The sequence below is a fragment of the Streptomyces griseoruber genome, assembly GCF_001514205.1.
Lineage (GTDB): Bacteria > Actinomycetota > Actinomycetes > Streptomycetales > Streptomycetaceae > Streptomyces > Streptomyces griseoruber.
In genome coordinates this window covers 49,545-70,978 of the sequence record NZ_KQ948786.1, presented here as the reverse complement: position 1 = coordinate 70,978, position 21,434 = coordinate 49,545, and the positions used below count along the sequence as shown (strand labels likewise).

At 70.9% G+C, this 21,434-nt stretch carries 22 protein-coding genes; 6 read left to right on the top strand and 16 right to left on the bottom strand.

The window, feature by feature from the left end; translation table 11 throughout:
- Positions 1-81: 81 nt before the first annotated feature.
- The gene (locus AQJ64_RS40915; RefSeq protein ID WP_055633716.1) at positions 82-1,047 is read right to left on the bottom strand and encodes an isopenicillin N synthase family dioxygenase; all 966 of its coding nucleotides are present in this window, start codon (positions 1,045-1,047) and stop codon (positions 82-84) included.
- On the bottom strand, positions 1,040-1,513 hold the full coding sequence (locus tag AQJ64_RS40910; RefSeq protein ID WP_055633717.1) for a nucleoside deaminase: 474 nt from the start codon (positions 1,511-1,513) through the stop codon (positions 1,040-1,042). Before AQJ64_RS40910 ends, AQJ64_RS40915 begins: the two co-directional genes overlap by 8 nt.
- Positions 1,514-1,608: 95 nt before the next feature.
- Here AQJ64_RS40910 and AQJ64_RS40905 point away from each other — a divergent pair, with 95 nt between their 5' ends.
- The 3 genes from AQJ64_RS40905 to AQJ64_RS40895 all read left to right on the top strand — a co-directional run bounded on the left by AQJ64_RS40905 (position 1,609) and on the right by AQJ64_RS40895 (position 5,070).
- Positions 1,609-2,817 carry an RNA-guided endonuclease InsQ/TnpB family protein gene (locus tag AQJ64_RS40905; RefSeq protein WP_055633718.1) on the top strand — a complete coding sequence of 403 codons (1,209 nt, stop codon included), beginning with the start codon at positions 1,609-1,611 and terminating at the stop codon, positions 2,815-2,817.
- A 116-nt stretch (positions 2,818-2,933) separates the two neighbouring features.
- Entirely contained in the window at positions 2,934-4,202 is a 1,269-nt protein-coding gene (locus AQJ64_RS40900; RefSeq protein WP_055633719.1) for a PucR family transcriptional regulator, read from the top strand.
- 82 nt (positions 4,203-4,284) lie between these two features.
- Positions 4,285-5,070 (top strand): CDP-alcohol phosphatidyltransferase family protein, encoded by a 786-nt coding sequence (locus tag AQJ64_RS40895; RefSeq protein WP_055633720.1) that lies wholly within the window; start codon positions 4,285-4,287, stop codon positions 5,068-5,070.
- 46 nt (positions 5,071-5,116) lie between these two features.
- Here the strand turns inward: AQJ64_RS40895 and AQJ64_RS40890 are convergent, their stop codons facing one another.
- The 10 genes from AQJ64_RS40890 to hemL all read right to left on the bottom strand — a co-directional run bounded on the left by AQJ64_RS40890 (position 5,117) and on the right by hemL (position 14,351).
- The gene (locus tag AQJ64_RS40890) at positions 5,117-5,461 is read right to left on the bottom strand and encodes a hypothetical protein (protein WP_055633721.1); all 345 of its coding nucleotides are present in this window, start codon (positions 5,459-5,461) and stop codon (positions 5,117-5,119) included.
- Complete coding sequence (locus tag AQJ64_RS40885) at positions 5,458-6,063, bottom strand: DUF6232 family protein (RefSeq protein ID WP_055633722.1); 606 nt, start codon at positions 6,061-6,063, stop codon at positions 5,458-5,460. The genes AQJ64_RS40890 and AQJ64_RS40885 overlap by 4 nt, the downstream gene beginning before the upstream one ends.
- Positions 6,064-6,162: 99 nt before the next feature.
- Positions 6,163-6,531: an SRPBCC domain-containing protein gene (locus AQJ64_RS40880; protein WP_055633723.1), complete on the bottom strand. Its 369-nt coding sequence runs from the start codon at positions 6,529-6,531 to the stop codon at positions 6,163-6,165.
- A 55-nt stretch (positions 6,532-6,586) separates the two neighbouring features.
- Positions 6,587-7,705, bottom strand: a complete 1,119-nt coding sequence (gene ccsB, locus AQJ64_RS40875; RefSeq protein ID WP_055633724.1) for a c-type cytochrome biogenesis protein CcsB — start codon at positions 7,703-7,705, stop codon at positions 6,587-6,589.
- Positions 7,702-9,417, bottom strand: a complete 1,716-nt coding sequence (resB, locus tag AQJ64_RS40870) for a cytochrome c biogenesis protein ResB (protein WP_055633725.1) — start codon at positions 9,415-9,417, stop codon at positions 7,702-7,704. The genes ccsB and resB overlap by 4 nt, the downstream gene beginning before the upstream one ends.
- A gap of 3 nt (positions 9,418-9,420) precedes the next feature.
- Positions 9,421-10,194: a cytochrome c biogenesis CcdA family protein gene (locus AQJ64_RS40865; protein WP_055633726.1), complete on the bottom strand. Its 774-nt coding sequence runs from the start codon at positions 10,192-10,194 to the stop codon at positions 9,421-9,423.
- A gap of 1 nt (position 10,195) precedes the next feature.
- Complete coding sequence (locus AQJ64_RS40860; protein WP_055633727.1) at positions 10,196-10,783, bottom strand: TlpA family protein disulfide reductase; 588 nt, start codon at positions 10,781-10,783, stop codon at positions 10,196-10,198.
- Between the two features lie 66 nt (positions 10,784-10,849).
- Complete coding sequence (locus AQJ64_RS40855) at positions 10,850-12,148, bottom strand: polysaccharide deacetylase family protein (RefSeq protein WP_055633728.1); 1,299 nt, start codon at positions 12,146-12,148, stop codon at positions 10,850-10,852.
- Between the two features lie 170 nt (positions 12,149-12,318).
- Complete coding sequence (locus tag AQJ64_RS40850; RefSeq protein ID WP_055633729.1) at positions 12,319-13,035, bottom strand: histidine phosphatase family protein; 717 nt, start codon at positions 13,033-13,035, stop codon at positions 12,319-12,321.
- Positions 13,032-14,351, bottom strand: a complete 1,320-nt coding sequence (gene hemL, locus AQJ64_RS40845; RefSeq protein ID WP_055633730.1) for a glutamate-1-semialdehyde 2,1-aminomutase — start codon at positions 14,349-14,351, stop codon at positions 13,032-13,034. Before hemL ends, AQJ64_RS40850 begins: the two co-directional genes overlap by 4 nt.
- A 339-nt stretch (positions 14,352-14,690) precedes the next feature.
- On the opposite strand from hemL, the gene AQJ64_RS40840 reads away from it, so the two are divergent.
- The gene (locus AQJ64_RS40840; RefSeq protein WP_206189687.1) at positions 14,691-15,317 is read left to right on the top strand and encodes a hypothetical protein; all 627 of its coding nucleotides are present in this window, start codon (positions 14,691-14,693) and stop codon (positions 15,315-15,317) included.
- Between the two features lie 7 nt (positions 15,318-15,324).
- Here the strand turns inward: AQJ64_RS40840 and AQJ64_RS40835 are convergent, their stop codons facing one another.
- Together AQJ64_RS40835 and gdhA are read right to left on the bottom strand one after the other, a co-directional pair.
- On the bottom strand, positions 15,325-16,056 hold the full coding sequence (locus tag AQJ64_RS40835; RefSeq protein ID WP_055633731.1) for an AAA family ATPase: 732 nt from the start codon (positions 16,054-16,056) through the stop codon (positions 15,325-15,327).
- An 88-nt stretch (positions 16,057-16,144) separates the two neighbouring features.
- Positions 16,145-17,509: an NADP-specific glutamate dehydrogenase gene (gdhA, locus tag AQJ64_RS40830; RefSeq protein ID WP_055633732.1), complete on the bottom strand. Its 1,365-nt coding sequence runs from the start codon at positions 17,507-17,509 to the stop codon at positions 16,145-16,147.
- A gap of 433 nt (positions 17,510-17,942) precedes the next feature.
- Here gdhA and AQJ64_RS40825 point away from each other — a divergent pair, with 433 nt between their 5' ends.
- Together AQJ64_RS40825 and AQJ64_RS40820 are read left to right on the top strand one after the other, a co-directional pair.
- On the top strand, positions 17,943-18,740 hold the full coding sequence (locus AQJ64_RS40825; protein ID WP_055633733.1) for an SAM-dependent methyltransferase: 798 nt from the start codon (positions 17,943-17,945) through the stop codon (positions 18,738-18,740).
- Between the two features lie 76 nt (positions 18,741-18,816).
- On the top strand, positions 18,817-19,254 hold the full coding sequence (locus AQJ64_RS40820) for a hypothetical protein (RefSeq protein WP_055633734.1): 438 nt from the start codon (positions 18,817-18,819) through the stop codon (positions 19,252-19,254).
- Positions 19,255-19,315: 61 nt separating this feature from the next.
- On the opposite strand, the gene argG is transcribed toward AQJ64_RS40820, so the two are convergent.
- Together argG and AQJ64_RS40810 are read right to left on the bottom strand one after the other, a co-directional pair.
- Positions 19,316-20,764 carry an argininosuccinate synthase gene (gene argG, locus AQJ64_RS40815; RefSeq protein ID WP_055633735.1) on the bottom strand — a complete coding sequence of 483 codons (1,449 nt, stop codon included), beginning with the start codon at positions 20,762-20,764 and terminating at the stop codon, positions 19,316-19,318.
- Between the two features lie 402 nt (positions 20,765-21,166).
- A complete protein-coding gene (locus AQJ64_RS40810) occupies positions 21,167-21,403 on the bottom strand; it encodes a hypothetical protein (RefSeq protein ID WP_055633736.1) in 237 nt (78 codons plus the stop codon).
- Positions 21,404-21,434 lie beyond the last annotated feature (31 nt).

Here is a 21,434-nt window from a genome sequence, read left to right as displayed (position 1 = left end):
CCTCCTGTGAAGCGGCTGTGAAGATTCAGTATGGGTGTGGGGGAGGGGGAAGACCACGGCGGTATCGGGCCATTCCCGGGGTCACTCCACGGTGATCGAGTCAAGCTGGCCCCGTAGGTACACATGCGAGTCGATGGGCTCGTACGCCACCCGCCCCACCGGTGGCGGTACGGACTCCACGAGGGTCCCCGGGGTGCACTCGCCGAAGTAGACGAGGGACATGAGTTCCTCGGCGGGCTCGTCGGCGGGCGGGGGCAGCACGCGATGCCGGCCCGACCGCCACCGGTCCCCCGTCCAACGGGCCATCAGGTCACCGATGTTGATGGTGAAGGCCGCCGGATCGAAGGGCGCGTCCTCCCAGCCGCCCTCCTCCGTCCAGACCTGGAGTCCGCCCTTGCCGGCCTGCCGGTCGAGGATGGTGACCGTGCCGAAGTCGGTGTGCGGGCCGATGCGGAACTGGCCGGGCTCCGGCTCGCCCATGACCTCCGTGCCCGGGTACCAGTTGATGTTGAAGCCGTAGGTGGGGTGGTCCATGTGGCGGGAGAAGAAGTCCGGCTCCAGACCCAGCGCCTCGCCCAGCAGCGACAGCAGCTGCTTCTCCAGCTCGGCCATCTTCTCCAGGTACTCCGCGCAGAGCGCCTCCAGCTCCGGCACCTCCGCCGGCCAGACGTTGGGCGCGTACCACTCCGCGTCGACCACCGGGTCGTCGAACGGCTCGTGCGTGGCGAAGGTCAGGGACTCCTTGAGGTCCGGCGGGGTCTCGGTGCCCTCCGAGTAGGCGTTCGCCTCCGCGCCGGGGCCGAGCCAGCCCCGCCCGCCGACCTTCACGGCGTACGGCTGCTTGACATCCGCGGGGAGCGTGAAGAAGTCCCGGGCCGCCTCCCGGATGCGGGAGCGCAGGGCCGGATCCACGCCGTGGCCGGTGACCAGCAGGAAGCCGGCCGTCTGGAGGGCCTCGTCGACGGTTCGGGCGATCGCCGCCCGCGCCTGCGCGTCACCGTCCAGCCAGGGCGTGAGATCGATCGTGGGAATACGCGGTTCACTCACCGATGTCCTCGTTCCAGAGTGCCGGGTTCTTCTCGATGAAGTCGCGCATCATCCCGACGCACCCGGGGTCGTCGAGCAGCACGATCTCCACGCCGTGTTCGGCGAGCCAGTCGTGGCCGCCGTGGAAGGTCGCGGCCTCGCCCACCACGACACGCGAGATGCCGAACTGCCGGACCAGGCCGGAGCAGTACCAGCAGGGGGAGAGCGTGGTCACCATGGTGGTGCCGCGGTACGAGCGCTGCCGGCCCGCCGCGCGGAAGGCGGCCGTCTCCGCGTGCGTCGAGGGGTCGCCGTCCTGGACGCGCCGGTTGTGGCCGCGGCCGAGCAGGGTGCCGTCGGGGCCGTAGAGCGCGGCGCCGATCGGGATACCGCCCTCGGCGAGCCCGGCCCGGGCCTCGGCGACGGCGGTGGCCAGCCAGGTCCTGGCCGTGGGCTGGTCCAGGGGGACCGGATCCACAGGGTTCATCGGGTCTCTCCTTCGTGGATACCGCAGCCTTCAGGTCGGGGAGGAAACGAAGCTCCCAGGTAGCTGCTCACACGGAATCCGATACGGTGTGAGGCGTGATGCAGCACGTCAAGCGGGCTTTCAGGTACCGCTTCTACCCCACGGACGAGCAGGCGGCTGAGCTGTCGCGCACGTTCGGCTGCGTCCGCCTCGTCTACAACAAGGCACTGGAGGAGCGCACGCGGGCCTGGTACGGCGAGCAGTGCCGGATCTCCTACGTGCAGTCCTCCGCCGCGTTGACGGAGTGGAAGAAGACCGGGGAACTGTCCTTCCTGGCGGAGGTCTCCTCCGTCCCGCTCCAGCAGGCGCTGCGCCACCTTCAGACAGCGTTCGGGAACTTCTTCGCCAAGCGCGCCAAGTACCCCCGGTACAAGTCGCGGAAGAAGTCGCGTGCGTCGGCCGAGTACACCCGCAGCGCGTTCACGTGGCGCGACGGGAAGCTGACCCTGGCGAAGATGTCCGAGCCGCTGGACATCCGCTGGTCGCGTCCCCTCCCGCAGGGCGCGGAGCCGACCACGGTGACCGTGTCCCGCGACGCTGCGGGCCGCTGGTTCGCATCCCTGCTGTGCGAGGACACCATCACCCCCGCGCCCGCCACCACGGCGGCGGTCGGCATCGACGCAGGAATCACCTCCCTGGTGACCCTGTCCACCGGGGAGAAGATCGCCAACCCCCGGCACGAGCGCCGTGACCGCACCCGCCTGGCCCGCGCGCAGCGTGAGCTGTCGCGGAAGGCGAAGGGCTCCAACAACCGGGCCAAGGCCCGGGTGAAGGCCGCCAAGGTACACGCCCGGATCGCCGACCGACGCCGGGACTTCCTGCACAAGCTCACCACTCGCCTCGTCCGTGAGAACCAAACGGTCGTGATCGAGGACCTCACCGTCCGCAACCTGTTGAAGAACGGCAGGCTCGCGCGCGCCATCTCGGACGCGGCATGGACGGAACTGCGGTCGATGCTGGAGTACAAGTGCGCCTGGTACGGGCGCGAACTCATCGTGATCGACCGCTGGTTCCCCAGCTCCAAGCTGTGCGGAGCCTGCGGCACGGTCGCGGCGAAGTTGCCGCTGAACGTCCGTGAGTGGACGTGCGAGTGCGGCGCCGTGCATGACCGCGATGTGAACGCGGCCCGCACCATTCTGGCCGCCGGGCTGGCGGTGTCTGCCTGTGGAGACGGTGTAAGACCTCAACGGGAGTCCTCCCGGACGGGGCGGTCGTCGGTGAAGCAGGAAACCCAGCGGGCGACCGCTGAAATCCCCCGTCTTTAGGCGAGGGAGGAAGTCAAGACTCCACTCTGGTGCCGTCGAAACACCAGGGCAACGTGCGGAAAGTACTCTCCGGGCAGCCGGCAGCCGGACGTTCTGTCAGCACGTTGGAGGTCCTCGTGCCCGCACTCACCCTCCGTGAAGTCCTGGCCCTCGACCCGGTCCGTGCCACCGAGCCCGAGCTGCTCGCCGGGGCCCGCGGCCTGGACCGTCCCGTGCGCTGGGTGCACAGCAGCGAGGTGTGCGAGGGCGCGAACTTCCTCGACGGCGGGGAGCTGCTGCTCACCAACGGGTTCGGGCTGACGGACGCCACAGACGGGGTGCGGCGCCGGTATGTGCGGGAGCTGGCCGCGCGGGGCGCCGTCGGGCTCGCGGTGGAGGTGGGGCGGTCGCTGCCGCGCATGCCCGGTGAGGTGGTCGACGAGGCCCGCCGGCTGGAGCTGCCCCTGCTGGCGCTGCACCGGGTCGTGCCCTTCGTACGGATCACCGAGGCCGCCAACCGGGCGATCGTGGCCCGGGGACTGTCGGGGCGCTCGGTCGTACGGCCCCGGGGCGACGACCACACGGCCGCCCTGCTCGCCGACCTCGCCGACCGGGCCGCGCTGAACCAGCCGGAGGTGGAGGCGCGGGCGGCGCTCGCCGGGTTCCATCCGGGGCCGGGGGCGCGGCTGATCGGGGTGTCCGTGCACGGTGCCCGGGAGGCGGGGGCGGTCGACCGGGCCGTACGGCTGCTGGGAGGCGGTGGAGCGCTGCGGGCCGCGTTCCCGGGGGACGTACTCGCCCTGCTGGCGCTGTCCGAGGGCCGGGGCGCCGGGGATCCGGTGCGGGCCGTGCAGGAGGCGTTCCGGGCGGTGGCCGAGCCGGGGCTCACGGTCGCCGTGGGGCACGCGGTGGCGGCCGGGAGCGGGTGGCTGCACTGGAGCGAGACGCTGCGCGCGGCCCGTACGACGCTGGAGCTCGCGCTGACCGTGCCGCCCGCCGAGCCCGCCGCGCCCGGGGGGCCGCTGGTGACGTCCTCACGTGCCTTCGCCCTGGAGCGGGAGCTGACCCGCGGTGGCGTCCCCGCCAACCGGGAGCGGCTCGCGGGGATGGTCCAGCACGCCCTCGGGCCGCTCCTGGAGTGGGAGGCGGCACACCCGAGCGACCTGGTCCGCACCCTGGAGGTGCATCTGCGCAACGGCTGCTCGCCGACCCGCACGGCCGCCCTCCTGCACATCGGCCGGCAGTCCCTCTACCAGCGGCTGGAGCGCATCGAGTCCCTCCTCGGCCTGGAGATCGACGACCCCGACCTGCTGGGGGAGCTGCTGTCGGCGGCCTGTGCGCACCGGGTGGTGCGGGGGACGGCCGGTGCGGCGGCCCTCGGCAGGGCCCGGGTCGGTGCAGCGTGACGCGGCTCGGGCCGGCGGACGCGCTTCACCGTGTCAAAATTCCCCGGGAATCGTCCAGTTGGGTGTGTGGGAGGAACGGGTCATGGTTGCTGCGCCGGTGCTCGAGGATCTGCGGGAGGTCTGCCAGCCGCAGGCCAAGCTGGCGAGCCGCAACGGCGAACACTGGGCCGGCCGCCTCTACATGCGGCGGATATCGCTGCGCTTCACCCGTCAGCTGGTGCGCACCCCGGTCACCCCGGACCAGCTGACCTGGACGATGGTGGTGTGCGGGGTCCTCTCGGGGGCCGCGCTGCTGGTCCCGGGCCTGGCGGGGGCGGTGCTCGCCGCGCTCCTCATGCAGCTGTTCCTGCTCTTCGACTGCGTGGACGGCGAGGTCGCGCGCTGGAAGGGGCAGAACAGCGCGACCGGCATCTACGTCGACCGGCTCGGCGCGTACCTCGCCGACGCGGCGCTGATGATCGGCTTCGGCTTCCGGGCGGCCGGGTCGGGGATCGGTGACTGGCACGGTTTCAACGGCTGGGTGTCCCTGGGCCTCGCGACCGCCCTCGGGGTCGTCCTGCTGAAGGCCTCCACCGACCTGGTGGACGTGGCCCGGGCCCGGCGCGGGCTCTCCGTGGCCGACGACGAGGCGTCCGCGCCCCGCTCGCAGGGCGTCGCCTCGGTCCGCCGGCTCGCCGCCGCCTTCAAGATCCACCGGGTGACCAACGGCATCGAGGCCTCCCTGGTCCTCCTCGTCGTCGCGTTCGCCGACGCGGCGACCGGCGGCATCGAGCCGACGCGCTGGGCGCTGGCCGCCATCGCCGCCATCACCTGGCTGATGGTCCCGGCCCATCTGCTGTCGATCCTGTCGTCGTCCCGGCTGCGGTGAGCCGTGGGGACACGGCAGGGGGCGCCGGCCGCCCCCTGCCCGGTACTCATGGGCCGACCAGCGCCAGAACCCGGTTCACCGCTTCGAGCACCGGCTGACCCAGCGCCCCGATCGTGGCCGCGATGCCCGCGACGGCGAGGAGGGCGCGGTGCCGCTCCTGCGCGGGCGCGGTGGAGTCGGCGGTGAGGGCGGGCAGCGACTCGTCGAGCGCCTGGGCGCTGGCCGCCGGGATCCGCGGGCGCACCTCCCGCAGCAGCGCCAGCAGTTCCCGTACGGCCGCCTCCAGCTCGGGGGAGGCGGGGGCGGCGGAAACCTGGTTCTTGATCATGCCGACGTTGCCGGTGCCGCCGTGCATGTTCACGTTGTCGCCGTAGTAGTTGTGCGTGCTCATGCGCCTGCCATCCCCACGTTGCCGCTGCCGCCGTACATGTTCACGTTGTCGCCGAAGTAGTAGTGCTGAGGGCTGATCGTGATGCTCTCCACCCGCACCTGGAACTCGGTGTCGGGGTGCTCGATCGCGTGGGCGAGCTGACCGACCAGCTGGTTCAGGAAGTGCGGGTCCCGGCTGGTGACCACGGCCTGGGAGGGGCCGGAGGTCTCGACGGCCATCACGTAGTGCGACTGCGCGCTGAGGACCTGGACCATCTCGACCAGGGCGTACACCACCACACCGACGGACCCCAGCCACACGAACGTCATCAGTCCGCTGCCGGTTTCCTGGTCGGCGACCATCGTGATGCCGCTGAGCACGGTGAGGGTGAGGGCCACGGCCCCGGTGATCAGGAAGGTCCTCAGGAACCGCAGCACGGCCTCCTTGCGCCGCGGATGGATCGTGAGGGTGTAGACCCGGGCGATGTTCGCCAGGGGGTAGCAGGCCCCGCCGACCCACAGCAGCCGCCTGCTGACCCGCAGTTCGAGACCCGGTAAGTGCGTCGGCGGCGCGGGGGGCGGGGGTGGCACGTCGAAGTGTCCCGACGGTTCGGGTGTGGTCATCAAGTCCCCCATGAGGTGAGTGAGTTGCCGGTGATTCCCGTCACTCTGTGGGCACCATTAACTACGGCTCACGACCGAGGGGCAAGGTGTTGCGGCGCGTCACCTCGGCGAGGGCGCCGCCAGCAACTCGATCAGGTGTTCGAATCGAGCCCGCCAGGCCGGCTCCACCCCGGAGTCCGGCCGCTCCCCGCCCCGGAACTCGTGCGTGAAGCGCAGCACCGAGGCGGTGGCCCCGTCGCGCTCCAGATGGAAGCGGACGCGGCCGATCGCCGGGAAGGTGTACTCGGCGACCCGGTCCACGTCCCAGGCGGTGATCCGGCCCTCCCCCGGCCCCCGCAGCACGACCGCGCCGCCGAGCCGGGGTTCCAGCAGGTCCGCCCCGGCCCACCAGGCCGCCAGCCCGTCCGGCGTGCTCACCGCCGGCCAGACCGTCTCCATGGGGACCGGGAGCCGGATGAGGAGGTGCATGACACCAGAGTGGCCCGTGGGAGGGGGTTGCGCACCCGTTCGGGCCGTACGGCGGTCAGACCCCGGCGTACGAGTGCTTGCCGGTCACGAAGATGTTGACGCCGTAGTAGTTGAAGAGCCAGCAGCCGAAGGCGATCATGGCCAGGTAGGCGGCCTTGCGGCCCTTCCAGCCGGCCGTGGCACGGGCGTGCAGGTAGCAGGCGTAGGCGACCCAGGTGATGAAGGACCAGGTCTCCTTGGGGTCCCAGCCCCAGTAGCGGCCCCAGGCGTCGCCCGCCCAGATCGCGCCGGCGATGATCGTGAAGGTCCACAGGGGGAAGACGGCCGCGTTGACGCGGTAGGCGAACTTGTCCAGGGACGCGGCGGCGGGCAGGCGGTCGAGGACCGAGTTGGCGAACGCGCCGGGCTTGCCGCCGGTCGCCAGCTTGTTCTCGTAGGCGTCCTTGAAGAGGTAGAGGATCGTGGCGACCGCGCCGACGTAGAACACCGCGCCGCAGAAGATCGCGGTGGAGACGTGGATGTACAGCCAGTACGAGTGCAGGGCCGGGACCAGCTGGTCGCTCGCCGTGTAGAGGACGGTGACCGCGAGGCCGAGGTCGAGCAGGACCGTGGTGATCAGGAACAGGCCGAGCCAGCGGACGTTCTTCTTCAGCGCCAGCAGGCCGAGGTACACGCCGACGGCCACCGTGGAGAAGGTGATGTTGAACTCGTACATGTTGCCCCACGGCGCCCGCTCCACCGAGGCCGCGCGGGCGATCACTCCGCCGAGCTCGACCAGGAACGCGAGCACCGTGAGGGAGATCGCGATCCGGCCGTACATGTCGCCCTGCTCGTCGCCGCCGTGCGCGCCGGGCCCGTCGGGCACGTCCCGCGCGCCCGCCGCCGAGCGCACCACGACCTGCGGGCGCTCCAGCACGGCGGTGCCGCCGTCCTTCTTGACGGTGACGGCCGGGCCCCTCGCCTCGGCCCGCGCCGTGGCGGTGAGCGCGGCGGCGGTACGGCCGACCTTGCTGCGGCTGCCGAAGAGCCATTCCGCGATGTACGCGAAGAAGGCCAGGGTGTAGACGGCCATCGCGGAGTAGATCAGCGTGTTGCTGATGCTCGCGAGGTGTTCGTTGGTGGCGGCGGCGAGATTCGTCGCGCCGGCGAGATCGGGTACGGCGGCGAGCGTCACTTCTCAGGCCTTTCGGCAGGGACGACTTGGGGGTCGGGGGAATCGGAGTCGTTCTCGGGGTCGGGCGCCCCGGGGGCCTGGTCGTACAGGATCCCGGCGAGGTCGCCGAGTTCCTCGGGGAGCTTGGCGGACTCGCTGCGGCCGAGTCCGGCCATCTCGACGACGGTGACGCCGTCGGCGCCCTTCACGGCCCGCACCCACACCCGGCGGCGCTGGATGAACAGGGAGCCGGCCAGGCCGAAGATCGCGGCGATCGCGCCGGTCAGCGCCCAGCCGCTGCCGGGCTGCTGGGTGATCTGGAAGTTGGCCCACTGCTTGGTGCTCTCGTAGGTGACCGTGCCGGCGCCGTTCGGCAGCGTCATGGTCTCGCCCGGCTTGAGGTTCTCCCGCAGCTGCGCCTTCTTGGAGTCCTTGAAGGCCTTCATGTGGGTCTTGTCCATCTGGTACACGCTCTGCGGGATGCCCGAGTTGACGCCGAGGTCGCCGTGGTACGGCGCCAGGTTCAGCACCGGGTTGTCCAGCGCCGGGAAGGTGGAGGCGGTCTCGCTGCCGGCGGTGTACGTCGGCAGGAAGAAGGCCGAGATGCCGAGCTGCTCGGTGACGCCCTTGGCGTTCTTGTAGCCGTCGAGGACCTTGACGACACCGCTGGAGGTGACGTTGGAGTCCAGCGGCAGCAGCGGCACCGCGTCATGGAAGACGACGTTCCCCCTGCCGTCGCGCACGGTGATCACCGGGGCGTAGCCGTGGGCGGTGAGGTAGATCTTCGAGTCGTCGATCTCCAGCGGGTGGTTGACCTTGACGACGTCCTTCTTGCCCTTGCCGTAGGCGCCGACGCTGTAGGTGACCGCCGCCTGGAAGGTGCGGGCCGTGCCCTTGTTCGGACCGGTCTTCTCGTACGTCCCCTTGAACTTGTCCAGGGTGAAGCTGAACGGGTTCAGGTCGTCGACCCCGAAGAGGTTGCCGGACTTGAAGTCGTCGTAGGCGATGAGGGTGTTGGAGAAGCCGCTGCCGCCCTCGACGAGGAGCTTGTTGCCCTCGGCCTTGAAGAGCTGGCCCCAGGCGAAGGCCACCAGCATCACGATGAGCGCGATGTGGAAGGCGAGGTTGCCGACCTCGCGCAGGTAGCCCTTCTCGGCGGAGACGGCGTCCCCGGCGAGGTGCGCGCGGAAGCGGCGCTTCTTCAGCAGGGCGAGGGCGGCCTCGCGGACCTGCTCCGGCTCGGCCCCGGTCCGCCAGGTCGTGTACGCCGGCAGCCGGGTCAGCCGCTTGGGGGCGCCCGGCGGGCGGTTGCGCAGCTGGCCGACGAACTGCCAGGTGCGGGGCACGATGCAGCCGATGAGGGAGACGAACAGCAGGATGTAGACGGCGGAGAACCACACCGAGCTGTAGACGTGGAAGAGACCCAGCTTCTCGTAGACCGGCGCGAGGGTCGGGTGGGCCTTCGCGAAGTCGGCGACCTTGGTGGCGTCCTGGCCGGTCTGCGGGATCAGTGAGCCGGGGATCGCGCCCAGCGCCACCAGCAGCAGGAGCAGCAGGGCGACCCGCATGGAGGTCAGCTGGCGCCAGAACCAGCGGGCCCAGCCGACGACCCCGAGGCCGGGCACGTTCGCCAGGGTCTCGGCGGGCGCGGTGGAGAGCTGGGAACCGGCGGCGCCGAGGTCCCCTTCCTCGGGGGCGGCCGCCGTCTCGTCGCTTGTCGTGGTCTTGCTCATGGATCAGATCCCCACAGTGAAGCCGGCGGACCAGGACTGCATGTCCTGCACGATTCGGTCCCACGCACCGGTCAGCAGCAGCAGTCCGGTCACGATCATCATCGTGCCGCCGGCCCGCAGCACCCAGACGTAGTGGCGCTTGACCCAGCCGAAGGCGCCGAGCGCCTTGCGGAAGGCCACCGCGGTCAGGACGAACGGCACTCCGAGCCCGAGGCAGTAGGCGACGGTCAGTATGGCACCGCGGCCCGCGCTCCCCTGGTTGGAGGAGAGGGCGATCACGGAGGCGAGGGTCGGGCCGATGCACGGGGTCCAGCCGATGCCGAACAGCGCGCCGAGCAGCGGGGCGCCGACGAGTCCGGTGGCGGGCCGCCGGTGGAAGCGGAACTCCCGCGCGGTCATCCAGGGCATCAGGCCCATGAAGAAGACACCCATGGCGATCATGAGGACGCCCAGCACCTTGGACAGGACGCCCTGGTTCTCCTGGAGCGTCTGGCCGAAGTAGCCGAACAGGGCGCCGCTGGAGACGAACACGGCGGTGAAACCGAGGACGAACAGGGAGGCGCCGGCGACCATCCGCCCGCGCCGGGCCTCGGCCAGGTCCGTGCCGGTCACCCCGGTGACGTAGGAGAGGTAGCCGGGGACGAGCGGCAGGACGCAGGGCGAGAAGAAGGAGACCAGCCCGCCGAGCAGGGCGATGGGCAGGGCGAGGATCAGGGCGCCGCTCATCACCGTCTGGTTCGGACCGGTCACCTCGGCGAGGGTGGTGAGCGCGCTCACGTCACTTCTCCGCGAGGACCGGGGCGATCATCTTGCGCAGCTTGTCCTCGCTGAGCGGGGCCAGCGAGCGCGCGGCGATCTTCCCGTCGCGGTCGATGACCAGCGTGGAGGGGATGGCCTGCGGGTTGAGCGTGCCCTTCTTGAAGCGGAGCATCAGCTTGCTGCTCGGGTCGTACAGGCTGGGGTAGGTGACCCCGAAGCCCTTCTCGAAGGCGCGGGCGCTCTGGACCTTGGGGTCGGCGACGTTGATGCCGACGAACTGCACGCCCCGGGCCGCCAGGTCCTCGGAGACCTTCTGGAAGTTGGGGGCCTCGGCGCGGCAGGGCGCGCACCAGGATCCCCACACGTTCAGGACGACGACCTTGCCCTTGTACGAGGAGAGCGCGAGCTGCTGGTCGTCGATGGTCTTGCCGGACAGTGCGGGGGCCGCGTCGCGCTTGCCCTGCGCGACGGTGGAGATGCCGTCCTTGCCCATGATGAATTTGGTGTCACCACCACCGCCGGAGACCCCTCCGGCGGCGCAGGCGGACAGCAGCAGTGTCGCGGCGGCGGCGACGGCGATGGACGAAGGGGTGCGGCTGGCACTCATGTGAAAAGTTTCGCATGCCCGTTCCGGGGATCTTGCGCACCCCCCTTGCGGGCGGAAAACCGCATTTCAGGCGGCGGATTCGGAGGGGCTGGGGGAGCTCGCGGAGCCGGCGGTGTCCGTCATGAACTCCTTCCAGCCCCCGGCCGGCTGCTGGCCGACTTCCAGGGTGCGCAGCTTGTCGAGCACCTCCGGCTTCTGTACGTCGATCCAGTCCACGAACTGGCGGAAGGAGACGAGCCGGACGTCGGCGCCGCTCTCCTTCTCGGCGGCGATGTGCTTGAACGCCTCCTCGACGGCGTCCATGTAGATGCCGCCGTTCCAGTGCTCGAAGTGGTTGCCGACGAAGAAGGGGGCGCGGTTCGACTCGTACGCCCGCCGGAACCCCTGGATGTACGCCTGGGCGGACTGCTTGCGCCAGCCCGGGTAGTTGTGGCTGGGCGCGTTGGTGGAGTTGACCGACTGGTTGGCGAGCATGTTGTAGTCCATCGAGAGGACCTCGAAGCTGCGGCCGGGGAAGGGTATCTGCTGCAACGGCAGGTCCCAGAGCCCCTGCCTCTTCTGCGGCCACACCTGACGCCCGCCCGGCGAGGAGGCGTCGTAGCGCCAGCCGAGCGCCTTGGCGGTGGGCAGCAGATTGTCCTGGCCGAGGAGGCAGGGCGTGCGGCCGCCGACGAGTTCCTTGTCGTAGTCGAAGGGCAGCGCGGGCAGATCGGTCCAGCCGGTGGTGGTCCGCCACTCCTTCACGAACTTCTTCGCCTGGTCGATCTCGCTGCGCCACTGCGCGGGCGTCCAGTTGCCGACCGAGCCGGAGCCGCCGCAGAAGTGCCCGTTGAAGTGGGTGCCTATCTCGTGCCCCTCCAGCCACGCCCGGCGGACGTTGGTGAGGGTCATCTTGACGTGCTCGTCGGTGAGGTAGCCGATGTCGGAGGCGCCGACGGGGTTGTTCGGCGGGTCGTAGAGCCGCTTCTTCGACTCGGGCAGCAGATACAGCCCGGAGAGGAAGAAGGTCATGGACGCGCCGTGCTCCTTGGCGAGGTCCAGGAAGCGCGGGAAGAGACCGTTGCCGACCTCGCCGGCGCCGTCCCAGGAGAAGACGACGAACTGCGGCGGCTCCTGGCCGGGCTCCAGCGGCACCGGCTTGACGGGCTGGTGGGGCTGCTTGCCGGTGAAGGCGGTGGAACCGTCGCCGATCGGCTTGGCGGTGGCGGTCGGCTTCGGCGAGCCCTTCTTGTCGGAACCGCCCTTGCCGGAACCGCCCGCGGGGGAGGGATCGGTACCGGTCAGGCTCCCGCATCCGACCAGTCCGGCAGCGGCGGCGGCCCCGGCACCGAGTCCGAGTGCTCCCCTTCGGGTGATGGCGCGCATGGCAGTCCCGTTCGTCGCGTCCTCTGGTGGTCACCCATTCAGAGGACACGACGAACGAGCGGGTTCCGCTCATACGTCCGGATTCGGTAACAGTGAACGCCCAGGAAGCACCCAGCCACGGCCGGAATGCGTTGCGCACCGAAGGGGTTCCGCAGGGGTTCCGCGGGGGTTCAGGCGCCGAAGGCCTTGCCCTGCCCCGGCGCCGCCCCCTTCACCGGCTTGGCGCCGGCCCGCAGATGGGCCGGTACGAGGTCGAGGGCGGGCTCGCTGTAGCCGACCGAGACGATCCGGTCGCCCCGGTAGGTGAAGGTCGTCAGCGAGGCGAGCGTGCACTGCCGCTTGCGCGGGTCGTGCCAGAGCCGGCGCCGCTCGACGTAGGACCGCACGATCCAGATCGGCAGCTGATGGCTGACCAGCACCGCCTCATGGCCGCGCGCCGCGTCCTTGGCGGCGTCCAGCGCCCCCTTCATCCGGACGACCTGGTCGACGTACGGCTCGCCCCAGGACGGCTTGAACGGGTTGACGAGGTGCTTCCAGTTCTCGGGCTTCTTCAGCGCGCCGTCGCCGACCCCGAAGGTCTTGCCCTGGAAGACGTTGTCCGCCTCGATGAGCCGCCCGTCGGTGGCGAGGTCGAGCCCGTGCGCCTTGGCGATCGGGGTCGCCGTCTCCTGCGCCCGCTCCAGCGGGGACGCGACGACGTACCGGACGTCCCGGGAGGAGAGGTGCTCGGCGACCCGGTCGGCCATCTGCCGGCCCAGCTCGGAGAGGTGGTAGCCGGCGAGACGGCCGTAGAGGATCCCGTCCGGGTTGGCGACCTCGCCGTGCCGCATGAGGTGGACGACGGTGATGTCGCTGTTGCCGTCAAGGCTGTTGTCCGGGGTGGTCATGCCGCTGTGGCCTCCGCAGCCGCTCGGGCCGCCGCCGGGAGGGCGTCGGCGATCCGCTGGATGGCCCGGTCGTCGTGGGCCGTGGAAACGAACCAGGACTCGAAGGACGACGGCGGCAGATAGACGCCGTTCGCCAGCAGCGAGTGGAAGAAGGCGGTGAACCGGAAGGACTCCTGCGCCTTGGCGTCCTCGTAGGTGCGCACCGGCCGGTCGGTGAAGAACACCGAGAACATGTTGGAGGCGCTCTGCAACGTGTGCGCGACGCCCTCCTTGCTGAGCGCCTCGGAGACGAGCGTCTGGATCCGCTCGGAGGCGGCGTTCACCTTGGCGTACGCCGCGTCGTCGAGGAGGCGGAGCTGGGCGAGGCCGGCGGCGGTGGCGACCGGGTTCCCGGAGAGGGTGCCGGCCTGGTAGACGGGCCCGGCGGGCGCGAGGTGCGCCATCACATCGGCCCGCCCGCCGAAGGCGGCGGCGGGGAAGCCCCCGCCCATGACCTTCCCGAAGGTCATGAGATCCGGCCGTACCCCGTCGATCCCGAACCACCCGGCGCGGCTGGTGCGGAACCCGGTCATCACCTCGTCGGAGATGAAGAGCGCGCCGTTGGCCCGGCAGGCGTCCTTGAGCCCCTGGTTGAAGCCGGGCAGCGGCGGGACGACGCCCATGTTGCCCGGGGAGGCCTCGGTGATCACACAGGCGATCTCACCCGGGTGCCGGTGGAAGGCCTCCTGCACGGCCTCCAGGTCGTTGTACGGCAGCACGATGGTGTCGCCGGCCTGGGCGCCGGTGACGCCGGGGGTGTCGGGCAGCGCGAACGTGGCGACCCCGCTCCCCGCCGCGGCGAGCAGCGAGTCGACGTGGCCGTGGTAGCAGCCGGCGAACTTGATCACCTTGGTCCGCCGGGTGAACCCGCGGGCGAGGCGGATCGCGGACATGGTCGCCTCGGTCCCGCTGCTGACGAGCCGCACCTGCTCCAGGGGCTCGATCCGCGCGACCATCTCCTCGCCGAGGGCGACCTCGCCCTCACCGGGCGTACCGAAGGAGGTACCGCGCGAGACGGCCTCCCGCACGGCGGCGATCACCTCGGGGTGGGAGTGCCCGAGGATCATGGGCCCCCACGAGCAGACGAGATCGACGTACTCCCGCCCGTCGGCGTCGGTCAGATACGGACCGTTGCCGGACACCATGAAGCGGGGCGTTCCGCCCACCGCACGGAAGGCGCGGACCGGCGAGTTCACACCGCCCGGGGTGACGGCGGCCGCTCGGTCGAACAACGCCTGCGAGACAGGCGCATCGTATGAATAGGGCAGTTCGCTCATGACCTGCGACTTCTCCGACCTTCTCCGACTTGTTGGACTCCGGTTGCCAGTGACTCCCCAGGGTAGGCCAGGGGGCGTGCGGGCCCGCGGGGCAGGAAGGCACTGGCCCCTCCCGCACCGGCCGTCATCTGAGAAACTGAGATGGACTGAGCCTGATATGAGACGGACTGAGGCTGATAGACGTAGCTCACAACGACCGGGTGTCGAGGGGCTGCGAAGATCCTGCGGACAGGTGTTTCAACGCACGTTTCGGCGGGCGGCCGTGGGGGAGGTCACTGACACGATGATCGGGTTGCGCGGCCGGGGCCACGCGTCCTAGAAAAGCAGTCGGGTGGAGATATGCATCGCGGTGGCGGACTGGGCGAGGGGACTGATGACCTGGGTCCTCGACGTGCCCGGCGGGGAAGGCACCGGCGCGACGTGGAGGAAGTCAACGAGGGACGCGACGACGCACGTCAGAGCCAGGGCATGAGCCCGGGTAAGGACCAGGGTGTACCGAATGGGCCCGGGAGCGGGAATGGTGGTCGGGTGGGGGTGACGTACAAGTACTTCGGCGCGCCGGACGGCGCGACGGCGGCCCGCGTCCCGATCTCGATGCGCCCCGAGGAGCTCGGCGGCGACGAGCTCGGCATGAACGGCATGTTCACCAAGATCAAGCCGGAGACGATGGCCGCGATGGTCCTCACGGGCATCGAAGGCGTCCCCCTGCACAAGGTCCCCCCGCTCGAGCTGGTCGTCCTCCACCCCGACTACGCGGTCGTGAAACTCCCCATGACGGTCGTCGACCCCCTCCGCGACATCGGCGAGGAGGCGGTGGGCGCGGCCGCCTTCATCTGGTCCACGGTCCCGGACCGGGGCGGCCCGCGGGACGCGTTCAACGTGTACCAGCTGCTGCACGAGTGGCAGGACTTCTCGCACCGGCTGCATGAGGCGGGGCATCAGCCGTACTGCCTGGTGTGGCCCTGAGCCGGCCTCAGCCGAGGATGTGCCGCAGGTAGGACTGCGGGTCCGTGAGGTAGCGGCGCCAGTGGTCGACCAGGGTGAGGTCGGGCCAGGGCACGCGGCGGAGGCCGTGGTCGCCGACCTCGATGATGTCGGCGCCCGGGAGCGCGGTCAGCAGCGGTGAATGGGTGGCGCAGATGACCTGTGCGCCGGTGGCCGCCAACTGGTCGAGGTGACCGATCAGTTCGAGGCAGGAGGAGAAGGAGAGCGCGGCCTCGGGCTCGTCCAGGACGTACAGGCCGGGCTGGAGGAACTTCCCCCGGAAGGCGGCGAGGAAGCCCTCGCCGTGGCTGACCGAGTCCGGGGCGAACCCTTCCCGGTCCAGCGCGTCCCTCGCCGTCTCGGCGCGCAGGAAGAAGCCCTTGCGGGCCGACCAGTTGCCCAGCATGCGCCGTCCGCGCGGTGCCGCGTCGAAGCGGATCAGCTCGCCCAGGACGGACTTCGGGCGGTGGGCGGCGTAGCGCCAGTCGTGGGACCCGCCCCAGGGGTCCAGGCCGAAGCCCTCGGCGAGGGCCTCGACGAGGGTCGACTTTCCCGAGCCGTTCTCGCCGACGAGGAACGTCACCGGCGCGGTGAAGCGCAGCCCGTCGCCCAGGAGCTCGCGGACGCAGGGCACGGACCAGGGCCAGTGTTCTTCGCTGTACGGGCCTGCGGCGGACGAGCCGTCCCCGGCCGGGTGCGCGTACACGCGTTCGATAATCACCGGGGAAGTCTGCCACCGGTCGCGCCGGGGGACGCGGCGGCTCGCCCGGGCCGGGGTCGGCTCCGGTCCGGCCCGGGACCGAGCCTGGTCAGATCACCCCGAGGTCCAGCATGGTGTCCGCCACCTTGAGGAAGCCCGCGATGTTGGCGCCGACGACGTAGTTGCCGGGGGCGCCGTACTCCTCCGCGGTCGTACGGCAGGTGGTGTGGATGGTGGCCATGATGGCCGCGAGGCGGCGGTCGGTGTCCTCGAAGGTCCAGGAGTCGCGGCCGGCGTTCTGGGCCATCTCCAGGGCCGAGGTGGCGACCCCGCCGGCGTTGACCGCCTTGCCCGGGCCGAAGGCCACGCCCGCCTCCTGGAAGAGCCGTACGGCGCCGGGGGTCGTGGGCATGTTGGCGCCCTCGGCGACCGCCACGACCCCGCCGGCGAGCAGGGCGCGGGCCGCGGTCTCGTCGAGTTCGTTCTGGGTGGCGCAGGGCAGCGCGACCGTGCACGGCACGTCCCAGACGGAACCGCCCTCGAGGTAGCGGGCCCGGCGCACGACCTCGGCGTACTCCTTGATCCGGGCTCGGCGGACCTCCTTGATGTCCTTGATCACGTCGAGGTCGATGCCCTCCTCGTCGACCACGTACCCGCCGGAGTCGGACAGGGCGACGACCTTCGCGCCGAGTTCGTGCGCCTTGCGGGCCGCGTAGATCGCGACGTTGCCGGAGCCGGAGACGACGACCCGCCGGCCGTCGAGGTCCTGGCCGCGGGCGGCGAGCATCTCGGAGACGAAGTAGACGGTGCCGTACCCGGTGGCCTCGGTGCGGACGTGGGAGCCGCCCCAGTTCAGGCCCTTGCCGGTGAGCACCCCGGACTCGTAGCGGTTGGTGATGCGCTTGTACTGGCCGAAGAGATAGCCGATCTCGCGCGTCCCGACCCCGATGTCCCCGGCGGGCACGTCGGTGTGCTCGCCGAGGTGGCGGTGGAGTTCCAGCATGAAGGACTGGCAGAAGCGCATGATCTCGCCGTCGGAGCGGCCCTTGGGGTCGAAGTCGGCGCCGCCCTTGCCACCGCCGATGGGCAGACCGGTCAGCGCGTTCTTGAAGATCTGCTCGAAGCCGAGGAACTTCACGATCCCGAGGTTCACGGACGGGTGGAAGCGCAGACCGCCCTTGTAGGGGCCGAGGGCGCTGTTGAACTCCACCCGGAAGCCCCGGTTGACCTGGATCCGGCCCTCGTCGTCCACCCACGGGACACGGAAGACGAGCTGGCGCTCCGGCTCGCACAGCCGCTCCAGGATCCGGTGGCGGCTGTACTCGGGCCGGCGGGCGAGGACCGGTTCCAGGGACTCCAGCACCTCGCGTACGGCCTGGTGGAACTCGGACTGGGCGGGATCCCGCGCCAGGACGGCGGCATGGACCCCGGCGGTCAGGCGCAGGTCCTCGGCCGGTGCGTGCTGGACGGTCATGGGCGTACCTCCTTGTACGGCGTTGCACGGGGATGTACGGCGGAGCGCACGGTGGGTACTCAGCGGACCGTCGGACCACCGCTGACGACGAGGGTCTCGCCCGTCGGACGGCTGCCGTGGCACAGCTTCCGGACCCAGTCGGCGATTTCCTCCGGATGGGCGTCACCGCGTCGGCCGCGAGGGCGTCGGCCGGGGCGCGGGAGCGGCGCCCTCGGGAGTCGCCGCGGCGTGGCTGCGCCCGGTCCGCCTCCCACGACAGCCGCCCCGCCTCACCCCCGCGGCGGCGGCCCGTCCTCGTGCACCAGGGTGAAGTGCCGGTCCGGGCCCGGGGATTCGAGTTCGTCGAGGGTGGCTACGGCCTGCGGCCTCAACGCCCGTGCCAAAATGATGATCTGACAGTCACTCACCATGGTTTCGGACGGAGCCAGGCAGCATGACCTCTCCCAGGATCGACACGAGCAAGCCCCACCCGGCCCGGATGTACGACTACTTCCTCGGCGGGAAGGACAACTACGAGGTCGACCAGGAGGCCGCGGAGCAGTTCATCAAGGCGGCCCCGGAGGTGCGGGCGGCCGTGCGGGCCAACCGGAGCTTCATGCAGCGTGCCGTGCGACACGTGGTCCAGGAGGGCGGCATCCGGCAGATCCTCGACATCGGCACCGGCCTGCCGACCGAGCCCAACGTGCACCAGATCGCGCGCGCCGTCGCCCCCGGGACCCGGATCGCCTACGTCGACAACGACCCGATCGTCAGCGCCCATGCACGGTCCCTGCTGGACGACGACGACGCGAACACCTCCGTCGTCCTCGGCGACCTGCGCGACCCCCGGGCCGTCCTCGACCACCCCGACGTCCGCAAGGTGATCGACCTCGACCGGCCCGTGGCGCTGATGCTGGTGGCGATCCTGCACTTCGTCACGGAGGCGGAGGACCCGGACGCGATCCTCGCGACCCTGCTCGACGCGCTGCCGACGGGGTCGTACCTCATCCTGTCCCACGCGACGGTCGACCTCTTCGAGGAGGGCGGCCGCACGGACGCGGTGAAGATCTACAACAGCGCCACCGCCAGCATGAACCCCCGCAAGCACGCCCGGGTCCTGGAGTTCTTCCGCGACTGGACCCTGCTCGAGCCGGGCCTGGTCCTGGTCCCGGACTGGCGCCCCACCGAGCCCGTCGACCCCGGCCTGCCCCCGATCGGCTTCTACGGCGGCGTGGCCCGCAAGGACGGCTGAGGCCAGGCGCCCGCACCGGCCGGCACGGCCTGATCCGGCCTTGTCGGCGGACCCCCCTGTTCATGAACATGATCAGATGGGCGATGAACGGTGTGTGCACGATCTGGTGGTGGGGCAGTGCACCGAGTGCTCCCCGGTGCCCCGCGGACTGACCGCCCGGGTGTACGTCACCCAGGGTGGTTCCGTCTTCCACCGCGCCACGGCCTGCGAGGCCCTGCGCGACGGGCAGCGCAAGGCCCGGCGCTTCGGCCGGGAGACGCACGAGCCGCGCCAGGTGGCCCTGTCCGTCGCCCTGGCGGAGGGCCGGGGCGCCTGCATCCCCTGCTTCCCCGCCTACCGCCCCTCGGCCGACGCCAAGCCGTGCCAGGTGCTCGTCGCGGACGCGTGGGTCCCCGGTCTGCTCACCGAGTGGCGCCGGGGCGCCGACCGCCGCTGGTCGGGTGTGGTGACCTACAGCACGGGCGGCGAGCAGGTCACGACCACCAAGGACCAGGCCGAACTCCGCCCGGCGTGAACGCCGCAGGGCCGGCCGGGCGCGTCTCGCGCCCGGCCGGCCCCGTGCTGTCCGCCGCGGGTCAGTCCGTGCCGGACTCCATCGCCGCGCGGTCCAGGAGGGCGTCCTCCTCGGAGACCTCGCCGCGGGAGGCGATCGCCTCGGCGCCGCCCTCGGGGAGGGTGCCGATCAGACCGGTCGCGGCGGCCTGGGCGGCGCCGAGCGCCGGGGTGGCCGTGCTGCCGAGCAGCCCGAGGCCGACGTACTGCTCCAGCTTGGCGCGGGAGTCGGCGATGTCGAGGTTGCGCATGGTGAGCTGGCCGATCCGGTCCACCGGGCCGAACGCGGAGTCCTCGGTGCGCTCCATGGACAGCTTGTCCGGGTGGTAGCTGAAGGCCGGGCCGGTGGTGTCGAGGATCGAGTAGTCCTCGCCGCGCCGCAGCCGCAGGGTGACCTCGCCGGTGACGGCGGCGCCGACCCAGCGCTGGAGCGACTCACGGACCATCAGCGCCTGCGGGTCCAGCCAGCGGCCCTCGTACATCAGCCGGCCGAGGCGCCGGCCCTCGTTGTGGTACTGGGCGACGGTGTCCTCGTTGTGGATCGCGTTGACGAGACGCTCGTACGCGGCGTGCAGCAGGGCCATGCCGGGCGCCTCGTAGATGCCGCGGCTCTTGGCCTCGATGATCCGGTTCTCGATCTGGTCGGACATGCCGAGGCCGTGCCGGCCGCCGATGGCGTTGGCCTCCATCACCAGCTCCACGGCGGAGCCGAACTCCTTGCCGTTGATGGTGACCGGACGGCCCTGGTCGAAGCCGATCGTCACGTCCTCGGGGGCGATCTCGATCCGCGGGTCCCAGAACCGCACACCCATGATGGGCTCCACGGTCTCGACGCCGGTGTCCAGGTGCTCCAGCGTCTTCGCCTCGTGGGTGGCGCCCCAGATGTTGGCGTCGGTGGAGTACGCCTTCTCGGTGCTGTCCCGGTAGGGCAGTCCGTGGGCGAGGAGCCACTCGGACATCTCCTTGCGGCCGCCGAGCTCCGTCACGAAGTTGGCGTCCAGCCACGGCTTGTAGATCCGCAGGTGGGGGTTGGCGAGCAGACCGTAGCGGTAGAACCGCTCGATGTCGTTGCCCTTGAAGGTCGAGCCGTCGCCCCAGATCTGGACGTCGTCCTCGAGCATGGCGCGGACCAGCAGGGTGCCGGTGACCGCGCGGCCGAGCGGGGTGGTGTTGAAGTACGCCCGCCCGCCGGAGCGGATGTGGAACGCGCCGCAGGCGAGCGCGGCCAGGCCCTCCTCGACCAGCGCCGCGCGGCAGTCGACCAGCCGCGCGATCTCGGCGCCGTAGGTGTGCGCGCGGCCGGGCACCGAGGCGATGTCGGGCTCGTCGTACTGGCCGATGTCGGCGGTGTAGGTGCAGGGGACGGCGCCCTTGTCGCGCATCCACGCGACGGCGACCGACGTGTCGAGTCCGCCGGAGAAGGCGATGCCGACGCGCTCGCCGACCGGAAGGGAGGTGAGGACCTTGGACATAGGAAGAGTATGCATGATGACGCATGACCATGCAAAGTCGCCCGGATGGCTGTGAGCGGGGTCACATCCGCCCCGTGTCACGCACGCCCGTCCCGCACACCGTGCCCTGCTCCTCGGCGCCGGTTACGCCGGCCTCGCCGACTCCGTCCTGGACGCCGAGTCGGTGTCGACGGCGATGCCGGTGGTCTGGTGGTCCTGGAGACGCCGAACCCGCTGGAGCGGGCGGTGTCCGTGCCGAAGGAGGTCAACGCGCTGATGGAGCCGCTCAGGCCGGTCGTGGGCGCGGCGACCGGTGGGCTCCCGGTTCGCCCACGGTCACCTTCGACTTCCACGAGGACGGCCGGATCACCGCGCCGCACAACGTCGCCAACCCGGACAAGCTCGCAGCGGTCGCGGCGGGCCTCACGCTCCCGCTTCTCGTGCCTCCTCGAGCAGCCTGCGGTCCCGCCAGGCCCGGCGGACGGTGTGCACGCGCAGGGCGGTGAACAGCAGGGCGGCGGCACCGATGCCGACGGCCGCCCAGCCACCGTCCCGGGCGGCCGCGAGGTAGAAGAGGAAGCCGGCGAAGACGGCGCCGAACACGATCAGCAGGGGTTCGCGCACCCAGAACGGGAGGGCGCGGAGGATGAGTCCGACCATGGGGCCAGTTGATCAGGTTCATGCCACCAAG